The sequence below is a fragment of the Streptomyces krungchingensis genome (assembly GCF_054729265.1).
Genome location: NZ_JBPUKY010000001.1, coordinates 4,279,111 through 4,293,653, shown reverse-complemented (window position 1 = coordinate 4,293,653; position 14,543 = coordinate 4,279,111). Strand labels below are relative to the sequence as shown.

At 72.8% G+C, this 14,543-nt stretch carries 13 protein-coding genes; 6 read left to right on the top strand and 7 right to left on the bottom strand.

The window, feature by feature from the left end; translation table 11 throughout:
- Window positions 1–59: 59 nt before the first annotated feature.
- From ACSYGO_RS18965 to ACSYGO_RS18955, 3 genes are all read right to left on the bottom strand, one after another.
- Window positions 60–299, bottom strand: a complete 240-nt coding sequence (locus ACSYGO_RS18965) for a heavy-metal-associated domain-containing protein (RefSeq protein ID WP_432172094.1) — start codon at window positions 297–299, stop codon at window positions 60–62.
- A 90-nt stretch (window positions 300–389) separates the two neighbouring features.
- On the bottom strand, window positions 390–1,340 hold the full coding sequence (locus tag ACSYGO_RS18960; RefSeq protein ID WP_426681114.1) for a PrsW family intramembrane metalloprotease: 951 nt from the start codon (window positions 1,338–1,340) through the stop codon (window positions 390–392).
- A gap of 374 nt (window positions 1,341–1,714) precedes the next feature.
- Window positions 1,715–2,386 (bottom strand): TetR/AcrR family transcriptional regulator, encoded by a 672-nt coding sequence (locus ACSYGO_RS18955; protein WP_432172234.1) that lies wholly within the window; start codon window positions 2,384–2,386, stop codon window positions 1,715–1,717.
- 172 nt (window positions 2,387–2,558) lie between these two features.
- On the opposite strand from ACSYGO_RS18955, the gene ACSYGO_RS18950 reads away from it, so the two are divergent.
- Both ACSYGO_RS18950 and ACSYGO_RS18945 read left to right on the top strand, forming a co-directional pair.
- Complete coding sequence (locus tag ACSYGO_RS18950; protein WP_460387120.1) at window positions 2,559–5,090, top strand: MMPL family transporter; 2,532 nt, start codon at window positions 2,559–2,561, stop codon at window positions 5,088–5,090.
- 42 nt (window positions 5,091–5,132) lie between these two features.
- Window positions 5,133–6,176, top strand: a complete 1,044-nt coding sequence (locus ACSYGO_RS18945; protein ID WP_435225861.1) for a zinc-dependent alcohol dehydrogenase family protein — start codon at window positions 5,133–5,135, stop codon at window positions 6,174–6,176.
- Here ACSYGO_RS18945 and ACSYGO_RS18940 read toward each other — a convergent pair.
- The 4 genes from ACSYGO_RS18940 to ACSYGO_RS18925 form a co-directional block, all read right to left on the bottom strand.
- Window positions 6,157–6,750, bottom strand: coding sequence for a GNAT family N-acetyltransferase (locus ACSYGO_RS18940; protein ID WP_432186050.1), 594 nt, complete (start codon window positions 6,748–6,750; stop codon window positions 6,157–6,159). The two genes, ACSYGO_RS18945 and ACSYGO_RS18940, sit on opposite strands and share 20 nt — an antisense overlap.
- Window positions 6,751–6,798: 48 nt before the next feature.
- Window positions 6,799–6,999 carry a helix-turn-helix transcriptional regulator gene (locus ACSYGO_RS18935; protein ID WP_426681118.1) on the bottom strand — a complete coding sequence of 67 codons (201 nt, stop codon included), beginning with the start codon at window positions 6,997–6,999 and terminating at the stop codon, window positions 6,799–6,801.
- Between the two features lie 426 nt (window positions 7,000–7,425).
- Complete coding sequence (locus tag ACSYGO_RS18930; protein ID WP_432172089.1) at window positions 7,426–8,490, bottom strand: AraC family transcriptional regulator; 1,065 nt, start codon at window positions 8,488–8,490, stop codon at window positions 7,426–7,428.
- Window positions 8,491–8,795: 305 nt separating this feature from the next.
- Window positions 8,796–9,749, bottom strand: a complete 954-nt coding sequence (locus ACSYGO_RS18925) for a sugar phosphate isomerase/epimerase family protein (protein WP_426681120.1) — start codon at window positions 9,747–9,749, stop codon at window positions 8,796–8,798.
- A 122-nt stretch (window positions 9,750–9,871) separates the two neighbouring features.
- Here ACSYGO_RS18925 and iolC point away from each other — a divergent pair, with 122 nt between their 5' ends.
- From iolC to iolD, 4 genes are read left to right on the top strand one after another with little or no spacing between them, the layout of a single operon-like run.
- Complete coding sequence (iolC, locus tag ACSYGO_RS18920) at window positions 9,872–10,822, top strand: 5-dehydro-2-deoxygluconokinase (RefSeq protein WP_426681121.1); 951 nt, start codon at window positions 9,872–9,874, stop codon at window positions 10,820–10,822.
- Entirely contained in the window at window positions 10,819–11,814 is a 996-nt protein-coding gene (locus ACSYGO_RS18915) for a Cgl0159 family (beta/alpha)8-fold protein (RefSeq protein ID WP_432172088.1), read from the top strand. Before iolC ends, ACSYGO_RS18915 begins: the two co-directional genes overlap by 4 nt.
- 7 nt (window positions 11,815–11,821) lie before the next feature.
- A complete protein-coding gene (gene iolB / locus ACSYGO_RS18910) occupies window positions 11,822–12,655 on the top strand; it encodes a 5-deoxy-glucuronate isomerase (RefSeq protein WP_426681123.1) in 834 nt (277 codons plus the stop codon).
- Window positions 12,652–14,535 carry a 3D-(3,5/4)-trihydroxycyclohexane-1,2-dione acylhydrolase (decyclizing) gene (gene iolD / locus ACSYGO_RS18905; protein ID WP_426681124.1) on the top strand — a complete coding sequence of 628 codons (1,884 nt, stop codon included), beginning with the start codon at window positions 12,652–12,654 and terminating at the stop codon, window positions 14,533–14,535. Before iolB ends, iolD begins: the two co-directional genes overlap by 4 nt.
- The last annotated feature ends 8 nt before the right edge of the window (window positions 14,536–14,543 follow it).

The following is a 14,543-nucleotide window of genomic DNA, read 5'->3' as shown; positions in this document are numbered from 1 at the left end:
CGGTACGGCCCGGTGGGGAGAGTTGCGTTTCAGAGGCGCGTGCAGGGGTCCGGCGCGGGTCAGGCGGGGCCGACGAGCTCGAAGCCGGCCTCGTCCACCGCGGCGCGGACGTCGGCCTCGGCGAGCGGGGCCACGGAGACGACGGTGACCTCACCGGTCGAGGCGACGGCCTTCACCGAGGTGACACCCGCGATCCCGGAGATCTCGCCGCCGACCGAGCCTTCACAGTGTCCGCAGCTCATTCCGCTCACCTTGTAGACGGCGGTGACGGAACCCGGGGTTTCGGTCTGGGCGGTCATGTCGTTCTCCTCGTCTGGACCTGTGTGGTGTGCGTGTGCGGAGGGGGTCCTGTTGGGCCAGGTTCCCTCGATACTCACCACACTATACCCCTAGGGGGTATTTCTCCAAGCAGGTGCGCGGCGCGCCAGGGAGCGCACCCAGGCGATCCCGGCCAGCGCGACGAGGACCAGGCCGCCGACCGAGAAGAGCGTGAAGAGGTGTCTCTGTTCGTCGGTGGACCACGGCAGGTGTCCCTGGGCGAACAGTGTCCGGTCCAGTCCCCTGGCGGTCAGCCGGGCCACCAGCCAGAGGGCGATCCCGTGCGTCGAGTCCCACAGTGCGTGCAGCAGCGCCACCCCGGCCCAGGCGGCGACCACCGGCGAGGCGGGCCGGAAGCGCCCGTTCGGGCGGCGGCAGGCCAGCAGTGCGGCGCCGGTGACGGCCGTCCACAGGCCGTGCCCGAAGGGGGTGAGCACCCCGCGCAGGATCTCGGTCTCCAGCAGCGCGCGCAGATCGATGCCCTGGAGCGAGACGGTGGCGTTGAAGGCGTAGCCCGCGCTCTCCAGGGCCGCGAACCCGAACCCGACGCTCGCGCCCAGCACCAGGCCCGCCCGCGGCCCGCGCACGCGGGGGTGGCGGTGCAGCATGAACACCAGTGCGGCGAGCTTCGCCGCCTCCTCGATCAGCCCCGCGCCCACGTACATCCCCCACGAGGGGTGGAGCAGGTGGCGCTCCGTCATCGAGGCGCCCACGACGCCGAGGGTCCCGCCGGTCAGGAAGCAGCCCAGGATCAGATGGACGCCCAGGTCGCGGCCGTGTCGCTGGTACGCCCAGAGCACGAAGGCGACCGGGGCGAGGAAGCTGCCGAGCAGGATCAGGGTCGGCAGCAGGGCGGTCTCCCGTGTCGCGTACGTGACGGTCGCCGTCAGTGCCCAGAGCGCGAGCCCCACCGCGAGGCAGCGCCACCAGAGGCCGGCGTGCGGGCGGGGGTACGGCAGCGGGGGCTGTGAGGGGCCTGGAATGCGGGCCCGGGGCGCGCCGGGCGGCTGATTCTGGGTCACGGCTCATCCCTCGGGCTCGGACAGTCTGATCCGACGTCGGTGCGATCCGATGCGGCGCGCGACGAGGGGCCGGTGGCCGGTCTCCCCTGCGGCGCGCATCGATTCAACGAGTCGATTTGTCCGAACCTTATGGGAAATGTTCCCTATGTCGCAGGCTGGGACGCTCATTCTGATCACGGCCGTCGCGGCACTCGCTCCGCCGCCGGTGGCGGGCTTCGGCGGGGGGCGGTACCTGTGGGGCGTGGCGGGGGCCGGTCGGCCGGTCCCGGAGAGGCGTGGTGAGGGCGGGTCGGCCGGTCCCTGCGAGGGGGGTGCTGAGGGTCGGCGGTCGGTCTCTGGGGGCGTGGTGAGGGCCGGTCGTCGGGGCCGGTCCGTCAAGGGAGCGGGGGCGCGGCGAGGTCGGGGACCGGTGCGGCGCCGTCGCGCGTCAGGGGTTCGAGGTAGCGGAAGAGGGCGTTCTTCAGCTCCTGGACATAGGCGTCGCGCTCGGCCTCCTCGTGGGCGAGGACCAGCTCCAGGCCGGCCTTGTACATGCCCAGGCACATCTGCGCCGTGCGCATGACGTCGGCGTCCGGCGCGTCGGGCAGGAACGAGCGGATCAGACCTTCGATCCGCGCGACCAGCGTCTGGTGCAGGGCGTCGTGCTCCTCCGTGATGCGGCCGGGGACGTCCGGGCCGTGCATCAGGGCGAAGAACACCGGGTGCTCGCAGTTGAAGGCGATGAACCGGTCCACGGCGGCGCCGACGGCCTGCTCCAGCGGTGTCGCCGGGTCGACCGGTGCGAGGGCCTCGCCGTACGTCTCGCGCATCTCGTGCATGAGCCGGTCGCCCAGCTCGATCGCGATGGCCTCCTTGTTCGGGAAGAACTGGTACAGCGTGCCCGGCGAGACGCCCGCCTCGCGTGCGATGGCGTTGGTGCTCGCGGCCGTGTAGCCGGTCGTGCAGAAGACGGCGGCGGCGGCCTCCAGCAGCTGGGCGATGCGGCGCTCGCCGCGGGCCTGCCGGCGGCGCGGCCTCTCGTCGCCGGCCTGCTGCTTCTCGGGCATCTCGGGCACGAGTTATCCCCAGCTCTCCGAACGCGATTGACAAACGCGAGTGCTCGCTCGCATTCTGGTGAAACGCGAGCGATCTCTCGTGTTTGCCAGTCTATGGCAATGGTCGATCCATGCTGCCTGCTCGTGCGCAGGCAGCGGGTCACGGTGAAGGGGACACCGCACGATGACCGACGTCAAGAGCGCAGGTGAGGACCGCGGGAGGGGCGGCGGCGACCGGGCGACGAGCGTCGGCGGAAGCGGCGCCGACCCGGCCGACGCGAGCCGGGAGGACGGCGGCGGAGACGGAGTGGGTCGAGGTGACGGCGGCGGGGACGCGCTGAGCGTGGACGGCGGAGACCGCCGGACCGGAGCCGGTGACGTGTCGACGGCCGGCGCGGGCGACGACACGTCGAGGACCGGCGCGGGTGACGGCGTGCGGATCGGCGGCTGGACCCGGTTCGTGACCGCGCGCCCCCGGCTCTCCCTGCTCGTCGCACTGCTGATCACCGCGCTCGCCGTGGTCGCCGGCAGCGATGTCGCCGACCGGCTGGGCAGCGGAGGCTGGGAGGACCCGGCCGCGCAGTCGACGTACGCGACCAAGGCGCTGGAGCGGGAGTTCCCCGCCTCGCAGCCCAATCTGCTGCTCCTCGTCGACTCGGGCGGCGCCTCGGCCGACGACCCCGCGGTCGCCGCGGAGGCGAAGCGGCTCACGGCACGGCTGGCCACCGAGCGGGGCGTCACCGGCGTCGGCTCGTACTGGCAGTCCGGTTCCCCCGCCCTGAAGGCGAAGGACGGGCACGAGGCGCTGATCGCCGCGCGCATCACGGGCGACGAGAAGACGGCGGGCGAGACCCTGGACCGCCTCGCCCCCTCGTACCGCGGGAAACACGGCCCGGTCGAGATCGAGGTCGGCGGACCCGTGGCCGTACGGCACGAGATGCAGACGACCATCCGTGAGGACCTCACCCGGGCCGAGCTGATCGCCCTGCCGGTGACCCTCGTGCTGCTGGTGATGGTCTTCGGCAGCGCGGTCGCGGCCCTCCTGCCGCTCGGCGTCGGCATCATCGCGATCCTCGGGACGAACGCGGTGCTGCGCGGCCTCACCGAGTTCACGGACGTCTCCGTCTTCGCGATGAACCTCACCACGGCACTGGGGCTCGGCCTCGCCATCGACTACGCCCTGTTCATCGTCCGCAGGTTCCGTGAGGAACTGGCCGCCGGGTCCGTGCCGCTGGCGGCCGTCGCCACGACCCTGCGCACCGCGGGCCGTACGGTGCTGTTCTCGGCCCTCACCGTCGCCGTGTCGCTGGCCGCGATGCTGCTCTTCCCGCAGTACTTCCTGCGCTCCTTCGCCTACTCGGGCATCGCTGTGGTGCTGCTGGCCGCGGGCGCGGCCCTGATCCTGCTGCCCGCGGCGCTGATCCTGCTCGGGGCCCGGGTGAATGCCCTGGACCTGCGGCGCCTGTTCCGCCGGGGCGAGCAGCGGACGACCGGAGGCGGAGCCGCCTGGGGACGCATGGCCTCCCTCGTGATGCGCCGGGCCCCGCTCTTCGCGGTGGCCACCACGGTCGGCCTGATCGTGCTCGGACTGCCCTTCCTGGGCGTGAAGTTCGGCACGGCGGACGACCGGCAGCTGCCCTCGGACGCCGAGTCCCATGTCGTCCAGCAGCACATCCGCGACGGGTTCCCCGGCAGCCCCGGCGGCGGCCTGGAGGTCCTCGCCGAAGGACCGGCGACCGAGACCCAGTACGCGCAGTACAAGGCACGGATCGCCGCGCTTCCCGAAGTGCTCCGCGTGGACGGACCCCTGGTGCAGGGCGACTCGGCGTACTTCACGGTGCTGCCGAAGGGCGAGGCCGTGGACGAGGAGGCACAGCACCTCGTCGGCGAACTCCGCGCGACGGACGCGCCGTTCGACACATCGGTCACGGGCACCGCCGCCGTCCTGGTCGACTCCAAGCACGCGATAGCCGACCGGCTTCCCTGGGCCGCGGCGTTCATCGCCGTCGTCACCCTGTTCTTGGTCTTCCTGCTGACCGGCAGTGTGCTCATCCCCGTCCAGGCGGTCCTGCTCAACGCGCTCAGCCTGACGGCGATGTTCGGCGCCGTGGTCTGGGTCTTCCAGGACGGTCATCTGTCCGGACTGCTCGACTTCACCAGCCCGGGTTCGATAGAGACGACCCTCCCGGTGCTCATGTTCTGCGTCGCCTTCGGCCTCTCGATGGACTACGGAGTCTTCCTCCTGTCCCGCATCAAGGAGGAGTACGACCACACAGGCGACCACCGGGAGGCGGTCCGCTTCGGCCTCCAGCGCACCGGCGGTCTGATCACCGCGGCAGCGGTCATCCTCGCGGTGGTGATGGTCGCCATCGGCACCTCGCGGGTGACCAACACCAAGATGCTCGGTCTGGGCATCGCCCTCGCGGTGCTGATGGACGCGATGGTCGTCCGCAGCCTGCTGGTCCCGGCGGTCATGCGCCTCACGGGCCGCGCCACCTGGTGGGCGCCGGGACCGCTGCGGCGGTTCCACGACCGGTTCGGACTCAGCGAGGGCGAGTCCCCGGCGGAGACCGCACCGGACGGGGCCGATGACGCCCGCCGGTCCGGCCCGGAGGACGACGCCGGGCGTCGGGGCGACGAGGAGGCGCAGGCCGGCGAGGAGGAGCAGGGCCGTGAGGAGGGCCGGGACCGGGACAAGGCCGAGGCGCGCGGCTAGCGTTCGCTGCGGAAGCTGATCTCCGGGCGGAGGGCGAGACGGATGCGGGCAGTGGTGTTCGAGCGGTACGAGGAACCGGCCGAGGTACGTGAGGTCGCGGACCCGGCGCCCGCGGAGCACGGGGTCGTGGTGCGCGTCGAGGCCACCGGGCTGTGCCGGAGCGACTGGCACGGCTGGATGGGCCACGACCCCGACATCGTCCTGCCGCACGTGCCAGGCCACGAACTGGCCGGAGTCGTCGAGGCGGTGGGTGCCCGGGTGACCGGCTGGCGTGCCGGCGACCGGGTCACCGTTCCGTTCGTGTGCGCCTGCGGAAGCTGCCCTTCGTGCGCGGCGGGCGACCAGCAGGTGTGCGAGCGCCAGACCCAGCCGGGCTTCACCCACTGGGGCTCCTTCGCCGAGTACGTGGCACTCGACCACGCCGAGGTGAACCTGGTCGCGGTGCCGGACGAGCTGTCCTTCGCGACGGCCGCCTCGCTGGGCTGCCGGTTCGCCACGGCCTACCGCGCGGTGGTCGCGCAGGGCCGGGTGACGGCGGGGGAGTGGGTCGCCGTGCACGGCTGCGGAGGCGTGGGCCTGTCGGCGGTGATGATCGCGGCGGCGTCGGGCGCCCGGGTCGTGGCCGTCGACGTGTCGCCCGCGGCGCTCGACCTGGCACGGAAGTTCGGGGCGGCGGAGTGCGTGGACGCGTCCCGGACCGGGGATGTCGCCGAGGCCGTCCGGGAACTGACGGGCGGCGGCGCCCACCTGTCGCTGGACGCCCTCGGCTCCGAGGCCACCTGCGCGGCCTCGGTGCACGGGCTGCGCCGCCGCGGCCGGCACGTCCAGGTCGGTCTGCTGCCCTCGCCGACCGGTGCCACCCCGGTCCCGATGGCCCGCGTGATCGGCCTGGAACTGGAAGTGCTGGGCAGCCACGGGATGGCCGCGCACGCCTACCCCGGCATGCTGGAGCTGGTCCGCGCCGGTGTGCTGCGGCCCGACCTCCTGGTCACCTCGACGATCCCGCTGGACGCGGCGCCGTCCGCGCTGGCGGCGATGGGCACGGCGCCGGGGTCGGGGGTGACGGTCATCGAGCCGTGGAGCTGACCTGGCCCTCCGGGTGGCCTCGGTGGGCGGCCCATTCGTGGTCGAGGACCGCCATGAGCACCTCGTCGACCCATTCACCGTCACGCAGTGCGGCCTCCCGCAGGACGCCCTCCACCACGAAGCCGACCTTCTCGTACACGCGCCGGGCACGGTGGTTGTTGCCGTAGACGCCCAAGGAGATCCGGTGCAGGCCGAGTTGTTCGAAGCCGTGGCCGACGATGAGACGGACGGCCTCGGTGCCGAAGCCCCGGTCCCGGCCGCGGGGGCCGATGAGCGTGCGGAAGGAGCAGCTGCGCTGGACGGGGTCCCACTCGTTGAGGACGACCTCGCCGACGAGTTCGCCGGTGGCGGGGTCGGTCACCGCGAGGTCGAGCCGGTCGGGCTGGGTGGCGCGGGCGCCGTAGACGGCCCGCAGGCGTTCCAGGGTGAAGGGGGTGTCCGGCTGCGACGGGAAGGTGAAGCGAATGACGTCGGGGTCGTCGAGGATCTCCAGGATCGCCTCCGCGTCGTCCGCGGTGAACGGGCGCAGCACGGTCTTCTCGCCGGTGAGGACGGGTTTCATGGAGAAGTTCATGCGAAGAAGGGTGCCCCACCCGGAGGTGGGGCAGCTGGGCGGGGCGGCTCAGTCGTCTCGGCGGCCCCGGTTTCCCGGGCGGGAGGCGACCCAGGCCCGGACGGTGTCGGCGTACCAGTAGGGCTTTCCCCGCTCCACATGGTCGGGCGGGGGCAGCAGTCCGTGCTTGCGGTACGACCGGACGGTGTCCGGCTGCACCTTGATGTGCGCCGCGATCTCCTTGTACGACCAGAGCCTACGGTCGGTCATGAGTGGCACCTCCCTGCGCGCACCGCGGCGGCGACCGGGGGCGGCCGTCGGGGGAGCCGGGCGCTGCGCTGGCGATCACAAAGCCTGTGCTCCGTGAACGACGCGGCGTGAGCGCCGGGCAGCGGCTGTGAACCGGGTGTGACGCAAGACCCGCGTACACGCGACATGTGTGACAGGGGGGTGGTTTTTGTGACACGAGTGATGCATGGGCGAACGAGCGAAGAGGCGTACGCAGGGTGGCCGTGGGCATCAAGTGCCTTCTGAGCACAGGACACGGATGAACGCGCGCAGCGGAGCCGTCGGCGGGCCGGGCCCTCGTCCCCCGGGGCTCTCCCGCCGTGTTCGCGCGGGAGCTGCCCTCGCCGGGCCCGGCCCACCGGCTCCCCGCATCCCCCCTGGTGCGTGGCCGGAAGGATCAGCGTGCCGTCAGCGCGTCCCGTGGGTCTTGGAAAAAATCGCATTCGGGTCGATCACGTTCCGACGGAGCGCCGTTCCCCCGGAGCGGTCCGGGCCCGGTCGGGAGGGGGCCGCGCGTCGGCCGGGAAGAGCGGTGTCCCCGTCGGCCGGGAGGAGCAGGCTGGTGGCCTCGCCCGCCATCCGGTCCGCACCGGGAGGGCCGGGCGGGGCCACGGGGGGAGCCACTCGCGCCGCGGTGAACTCACCCGGTGTGCAGCCGGTCATCGTCCTGAACTCCCCGCTGAGATGCGCCTGGTCGTAGAACCCGCAGGTCGCCGCGGTCTCCGCCTGCGAACGCCCCGCCGCGAGCAGCCGCCGTGCCCGTTGCAGGCGCAGCACCCGGGCGGCGGCCTTCGGCCCGAGCCCGATCTGTTCCCGGAACCGGTTCTCCAACTGCCGTACGCTCCAGCCGACCTCGTCGGCGAGCCGGGGCACGGGCACCGCGCCCCAGGTCCGCTGGAGCCGGTCCCAGGCCCGTACGACCCGCGCCGAGCTCGGCGGCCCCGCCGCGGCCCACCGTGCGAACACGTCGTCGAGCAGCCGGAACCGCTCCGCCCAGCCGGGCAGCGCGGCCAGCGCGGCGGACAGTTCACCGACGCTGTCCCAGCGGTCCCGGCCCGGCCCCGCGCCCGGCGGACGCGGCAGTTCGTCGGGGTCCACCGTCCGGTCGGCGAGCTCGTACTGGGGTGTGCCGAACAGTGTGAACGCAGCCCACGGCGCGAGCATGACCTCGATGCCCGCCAGCCGTCCGCCGTGCTCGCCGACGGCCGAAGTGGTGGTCGGCCCGGAGAACACCGACACCAGTGTGGCGGGGGGCCGGCCCGCCCGGGAGACGCGCAGGGGCTGGTCGAAGCCGAGGAGCAGGGTCGCCGCGCCGATCGGCGCCTCCAGCCTGCGCCGGGGACCGTCGAGGGCGAGCCGGATGCCGCGGTAGCTGAGCACGCCCGGCCGCAGCCGCGGATGGGGCGACGCGAGCGCGGTCTCCCAGGTGCCGCCGGGTCCGCACCCGGCCCGCGAGACGATTCCCTTCGTCATCCACCCCTCCCGCCGTCCGTCCGCACCGGGGAACACCCATCGTGCAACGCGGCCCCGCCGGCCGGAAGGCCCGTCTCGCTCTCGACGGGGCGACCGGGTTCGCCGGGCCCCGCGGGACCCGTCCGGCTCCGCTCTCCCGGCGGGGGCAACCGCGTCGCCGCGCCCCGCGGGACCCGTCCGGCTCCGCTCTCCCGACGGAGGCAACCGCGTCGCCGCGCCCCGCGGGGCCGGTCAGGCTCCGCGCTCCCGCCAGGGCGACCGCGCAGCTGCATCCCACGGCGCCCGTCGACAGGGCGACCGCGCCGCTACGCCCCGCACGACCTCAGGAACGCCCGGGTCCGCCGGGCGATCGGCAGCGGCTTGTCGGGCGGGCACGGGTACATGTCCTGTTCCACGATGGCGAAGAGTTCGACGCCGAGCCGCTGCGCGGCGGCGAGCACGGGCTCCAGCGCCGGTACACCGGACGGCGGTTCGCACATCACGCCGCGGGCCACGGCGGGCCCGAACGGCACCTCGCCGGCCCGCACCTCGGCCAGGACCAGCGGGTCCACCTGCTTGAGGTGGAGGTAGCCGATGCGCTCGCCGTACGTCTCGATGAGCTTGACGCTGTCCCCGCCGCAGTAGGCGTAGTGACCGGTGTCGAGGCACAGGGACACGAGGGAGGAGTCGGTCGAGTCGAGGAAACGCGTGACGTTCTCCTCGCTGTCGATGTGTGTGTCGGCGTGCGGGTGGACGACGATCCGCAACCCGAAGCGCTCCCGCACCTCGTGGGCGAGCCGCTCCGTCTGCGCGGTCAGGTTGCGCCACTGCGTGGGGGTCAGCGTGCTGTCCTCCAGCACCGCGCCGGTCTTGTCGTCGCGCCAGAACGCGGGAATGACGACGAGGTGCTCGGCGCCCATCGCCCGGGTCAGTGCGGCGATGTCCGCGACGTGCGCCCAGGTGGACTCCCACACCTCGGGCCCCTTGTGCAGGGCGGTGAAGACGGTGCCGGCCGAGACGGTGAGTCCGCGTCGCGCCGTCTCCTCCTTCAGGACGCCGGGATCGGTGGGCAGATAGCCGTACGGGCCGAGTTCGATCCACTCGTACCCGGACTCGGAGACCTCGTCCAGGAATTGCCGCCAGGGGATCTGCCGGGGGTCGTCGGGGAACCAGACGCCCCAGGAGTCGGGAGCCGAACCGATCCGGATGCGGGACAGTGAGGACGAAGGCGGCGACTGCGGCGACGGGTGAGGCGATGACTGCGGCGGCAACGACGTCATGGGCGTCAGCTTCGGGCGGCCCCGGAAAGCTGTCAAGCCATCGTCCGAATGTCTGGACAAAACGTTGACAGGGTTCCCCGCGCGGGACTAGACCTGGGTTCAGCCGTAGCGAAGGGAAGGCGATGGCGTACGACCTGATCACCATGGGGCGGATCGGTGTGGACCTCTACCCGTTGCAGACGGGGGTCACGCTGGCCCGGGTGACGTCCTTCGGGAAGTTCCTCGGCGGCTCGGCGACGAACGTGGCGGTGGCCGCCGCCCGGCTCGGACGGCGTACGGCGGTGATCACACGGACGGGTGAGGACCCGTTCGGCGCATACCTCCACGAGGCGCTGCGCGGTTTCGGGGTCGACGACCGCTGGGTCACGGCGGTGCCCGGACTGCCCACCCCCGTCACCTTCTGCGAGGTCTTCCCGCCCGACGACTTCCCGCTCTACTTCTACCGGCAGCCCAAGGCCCCGGACCTGGAGATCCACGCACGGGACCTCGATCTGGAGGCCATCCGCGCGGCCCGTCTGTTCTGGGTGACCGGCACGGGCCTGAGCGAGGAGCCCAGCCGCACCGCGACCCTCGCGGCCCTGGCCCACCGAGCCCGGTCCGCCGCGACGGTCTTCGACCTGGACTGGCGGCCCATGTTCTGGAAGGACCCCGGGACGGCCCGCCCGTTCTACGCCGAGGCCCTGCGCCACACCACCGTCGCGGTCGGCAACCTCGACGAGGTCGAGATCGCGACCGGCGAGCGCGAACCGGACGCCGCCGCCCGTGCCCTGCTGGACGCGGGCGTCGAACTCGCGGTGGTGAAGCAGGGACCCAAGGGCGTCCTCGCCGTCCACCGCGACGGCTCCCGCGCCGAGGTCCCGCCGCTCCCGGTCGACGTCCTCAACGGCCTCGGCGCCGGCGACGCGTTCGGCGGTTCCCTGTGCCACGGACTGCTCGCCGGCTGGGACCTGGAGCGCGTCATGCGGCACGCCAACGCCGCCGGAGCCATCGTCGCGTCCCGCCTGGAGTGCTCCTCCGCGATGCCGACGCCCGAGGAGATCGAGGACGCGATCACGGCGGGAGAGGTGCGATGAGAGCGGGCCACGTCGGGGGCGCCCGGCACGAGCAGGGCGGCGACGCCGCCGGCCCCGCCGGTGCGGCCACCGGTGCCCGCGCCGGCCACGGCGAACTCCGCCCGCCGTACCGCACGGTCGACCTCGCCGGCCTGGTCCGCACCCGCGCCCGGCACCCCGAGGCGATCGCCGAGGCCGCCGCCCGCCGGGTGCGCCGTCCCCTGGTGGGCGACTCCGGGCGTCTGATGATCGTCGCGGCGGACCACCCGGCCCGGGGCGCGCTGGCCGTCGGCGACCGCAGGCTCGCCATGGCCGGCCGCGCCGACCTCCTGGAGCGGCTCTGCCTCGCCCTGTCCCGTCCCGGTGTCGACGGCGTGCTCGCCACCGCCGACATCCTCGACGACCTGCTGCTGCTCGGCGCGCTCGACGACAAGGTCGTCCTCGGTTCGATGAACCGGGGCGGACTCGCGGGCGCCTCCTTCGAGTTGGACGACCGGTTCACCGGCCACCGGCCACGGGACATCGAGCGGCTCGGTTTCGACGCGGGCAAGCTGCTGCTGCGTATCGACTACGACGATCCGGGCTCCCTGCGCACGCTGGAGTCCACCGCCCGGGTGATCGACGAGATGGCCGAGCGGCGGCTGCCGGTCTTCGTCGAGCCGTTCCTGTGCCACCGCCGCGACGACGGCACGCTGCGCAACGACCTGAGCGCCGAGGCCGTCATCAAGTCCATCGCCATCGCCAGCGGTCTGGGCGGCACTTCGGCGTACACGTGGCTGAAGGTTCCCGTCACGGACAACCCCGACGACATGGCCCGTGTCATGGAGACCTCCACCCTGCCCGCGGTCCTGCTCGGCGGCGATGTCGCGGAGGACCAGGAGGGCGCGTACGAGAAGTGGCGCGGCGCGCTCCAACTGCCCACCGTGCGGGGCCTGGTGGTGGGCCGCTCCTTGCTCTACCCGGCGGACGGCGATGTCGCCGCGGCCGTGGACACCGCCGTAGGACTGCTGTGAGGGCCGCATGAGCAAAGAGCTGTACGTCCCCCGAGGCGCCACCGCCGACGCGCACTACGCGCTCGACATCGACCCCGAGCGGGCCGGCTGGACCCATGCGAGCCTGCGGGTCGTCGAACTGCCGCCCGACGGCACCCACACCTTCACCACCGGTGACAGCGAGTGGATCGTGCTCCCGCTCGCCGGCGGCTGCACGGTCCGCGTCAAGGACGGCATCGAGGAAGCAGAGTTCCCCCTCCTGGGCAGGGAAGGCGTGTTCGCCGGAGTCTCCGACTTCGCGTACGTGCCCCGCGACGCCCGGGTCCAGATCGCCTCCGGTGCGGGAGGCCGCTTCGCCCTGGCAGGAGCGAAGTGCGAGCGCCGACTCCCCGCCCGCTACGGCCCCGCGCCGGAGGTTCCCGTCGAAGCCCGCGGCAGCGGCAACTGCGCCCGCCAGGTGCGCAATTTCGCCTCCGCGGACGCCTTCGACTGCGACCGGCTCATCGCCGTCGAGGTCATCACCCCGGGCGGCAACTGGTCCTCGTACCCGCCGCACAAGCACGACGAGTACCGGCCGGGCGAGGAGAGCGAACTGGAGGAGATCTACTACTTCGAGATCGACGGCCCGAACGGTTTCGGCTATCAGCGCGTATTCCCTTCGCGCGAGGGTGGCTCCGACGTCCTCGCCGAGGTCCGCACCGGCGATGCCGTCCTCGTCCCCGACGGATGGCACGGCCCGTCCGTCGCCCAGCCCGGCCACACGATGTACTACCTGAACGTCATGGCCGGACCGGGCAAGGACAGGGAGTGGCGGATCTGCTTCCACCCGGGACACCTAGAGACCACAGAGGGATACCGATGACCTCAACGACGAGGCTGACGGTCGCACAGGCGCTGGTGCGCTTCCTGGCAGCCCAGTACACGGAACGGGACGGCGACCGGCAGCGGCTGATCGGCGCCACCTGGGGCATCTTCGGCCACGGCAACGTCGCCGGGATCGGCCAGGCACTCGTCGAGTACGGCGACGTCATGCCCTACCACCAGGGCCGCAACGAGCAGGCCATGGTGCACGCGGCGGTCGGTTACGCCCGCCAGTCCGGCCGGCTGTCCACGCACGCCGTCACCACCTCCATCGGCCCCGGCGCCACGAACCTCGTCACCGGCGCGGCCCTCGCCACCGTCAACCACCTCCCGGTGCTGCTGCTGCCCGGCGACGTCTTCGCGACCCGCCCCGCCGACCCGGTCCTCCAGCAGCTCGAAGTCCCCTACGCGGGCGACGTGTCGGTCAACGACTGCCTGCGCCCGGTGTCCCGGTACTTCGACCGGATCACCCGCCCCGAGGCGCTGATCCCGGCCGCCCTCCAGGCGATGCGTGTGCTCACCGACCCCGTCGAGACCGGCGCCGTCACCCTGGCGCTGCCGCAGGACGTGCAGGCGGAGGCGTACGACTGGCCGGAGGAGTTCTTCGCCGAGCGGACCTGGGCGGTGCGCCGCCCGGCGGTCGACCAGGCCGAGCTGGCCGCCGCCGTGCGGGCGATCCGTGAGGCCCGGCGTCCGCTGATCGTCGCGGGCGGCGGCGTCCACCACAGCCGTGCCGAGGGGGCGCTCGCCGAGCTGGCCTCCGCCACCCGCATCCCGGTGGCCTCCACCCAGGCGGGCAAGGGCTCGCTGCGCTGGGACCACCCGCAGGACGTCGGCGGCATCGGCCACACCGGCACCGCGACCGCCGACGAGCTGGCCCGCACCGCCGACCTGGTGATCGGCGTCGGCACCCGCTACACCGACTTCACCACCGCCTCCGGCACCCTCTTCGGCGGCTCGGGCGTGCGTTTCCTGAACCTCAACATCGCGCCGTACGACGGCCACAAACTCGGCGGCCTCCCGCTGGTCGCCGACGCCAGGGCGGGACTGGAGGAGCTGACCGAGGCGCTGCTGCTGCACGACCACCGCGCCGAGCCGGCCTACGTCACCGAGTACACGGACGACAAGGAGCGCTGGGAGTACCGGGTCGACGCGGCCTACGAGACCGAGGACGACGACATACGCCCGACCCAGCCGCAGGTCCTCGGCATGCTCGACGAGCTGGTCACCGAGGACGACATCCTGATCAACGCGGCCGGCTCGCTCCCCGGGGACCTGCACAAGCTGTGGCGCACCCGGTCCCGGGACCAGTACCACGTCGAGTACGGATACTCGTGCATGGGCTACGAGATCCCGGCCGCGATCGGTGTGCGGATGGCGGCCCCGGACCGCCCGGTGTGGGCGCTGGTCGGCGACGGCACGTATCTGATGATGCCGACGGAGATCGTCACCGCCGTGCAGGAGGGCGTCGCGATCAAGGTGCTGATCCTGCAGAACCACGGGTACGCCTCGATCGGCGGTCTCTCCGAGGCCGTGGGCGGCGAGCGGTACGGCACGGCGTACCGCTTCCGGGCCGAGGACCACACGTACACGGGCGCTCCGCTGCCCGTCGACCTCGCGGCCAACGCGGCCAGCCTGGGGATGCGCGTCCTACGCGCGAAGACCGTGCGTGACCTGCGGGCCGCCCTGGCCGAGGCGCGCGCGGCGGACACTCCCACATGTGTCTACGTCGAGACCGAAACGGCAGACACAGTGTCGGGCGCGCCCCCGGCGCAAGCCTGGTGGGATGTACCTGTGGCCGAGACCGCGACCCGATCGTCGGCGGTCAAGGCGCGCGAGGAGTACGACCGGCACGTCGCCGCCCGACGCCGCCATCTGTGAAGGAGTTT

What these genes read in the sequence shown, in the direction of transcription:
- ACSYGO_RS18965 (WP_432172094.1), bottom strand. Translation starts at nt 299, where the DNA reads ATGACCGCCCAGACCGAAACCCCGGGTTCCGTCACCGCCGTCTACAAG.
- ACSYGO_RS18955 (WP_432172234.1), bottom strand. Translation starts at nt 2,386, where the DNA reads ATGCCCGAGAAGCAGCAGGCCGGCGACGAGAGGCCGCGCCGCCGGCAG.
- ACSYGO_RS18950 (WP_460387120.1), top strand. Translation starts at nt 2,559, where the DNA reads ATGACCGACGTCAAGAGCGCAGGTGAGGACCGCGGGAGGGGCGGCGGC.
- ACSYGO_RS18945 (WP_435225861.1), top strand. Translation starts at nt 5,133, where the DNA reads ATGCGGGCAGTGGTGTTCGAGCGGTACGAGGAACCGGCCGAGGTACGT.
- ACSYGO_RS18940 (WP_432186050.1), bottom strand. Translation starts at nt 6,750, where the DNA reads ATGAACTTCTCCATGAAACCCGTCCTCACCGGCGAGAAGACCGTGCTG.
- ACSYGO_RS18935 (WP_426681118.1), bottom strand. Translation starts at nt 6,999, where the DNA reads ATGACCGACCGTAGGCTCTGGTCGTACAAGGAGATCGCGGCGCACATC.
- ACSYGO_RS18930 (WP_432172089.1), bottom strand. Translation starts at nt 8,490, where the DNA reads ATGACGAAGGGAATCGTCTCGCGGGCCGGGTGCGGACCCGGCGGCACC.
- ACSYGO_RS18925 (WP_426681120.1), bottom strand. Translation starts at nt 9,749, where the DNA reads ATGACGTCGTTGCCGCCGCAGTCATCGCCTCACCCGTCGCCGCAGTCG.
- iolC (WP_426681121.1), top strand. Translation starts at nt 9,872, where the DNA reads ATGGCGTACGACCTGATCACCATGGGGCGGATCGGTGTGGACCTCTAC.
- ACSYGO_RS18915 (WP_432172088.1), top strand. Translation starts at nt 10,819, where the DNA reads ATGAGAGCGGGCCACGTCGGGGGCGCCCGGCACGAGCAGGGCGGCGAC.
- iolB (WP_426681123.1), top strand. Translation starts at nt 11,822, where the DNA reads ATGAGCAAAGAGCTGTACGTCCCCCGAGGCGCCACCGCCGACGCGCAC.
- iolD (WP_426681124.1), top strand. Translation starts at nt 12,652, where the DNA reads ATGACCTCAACGACGAGGCTGACGGTCGCACAGGCGCTGGTGCGCTTC.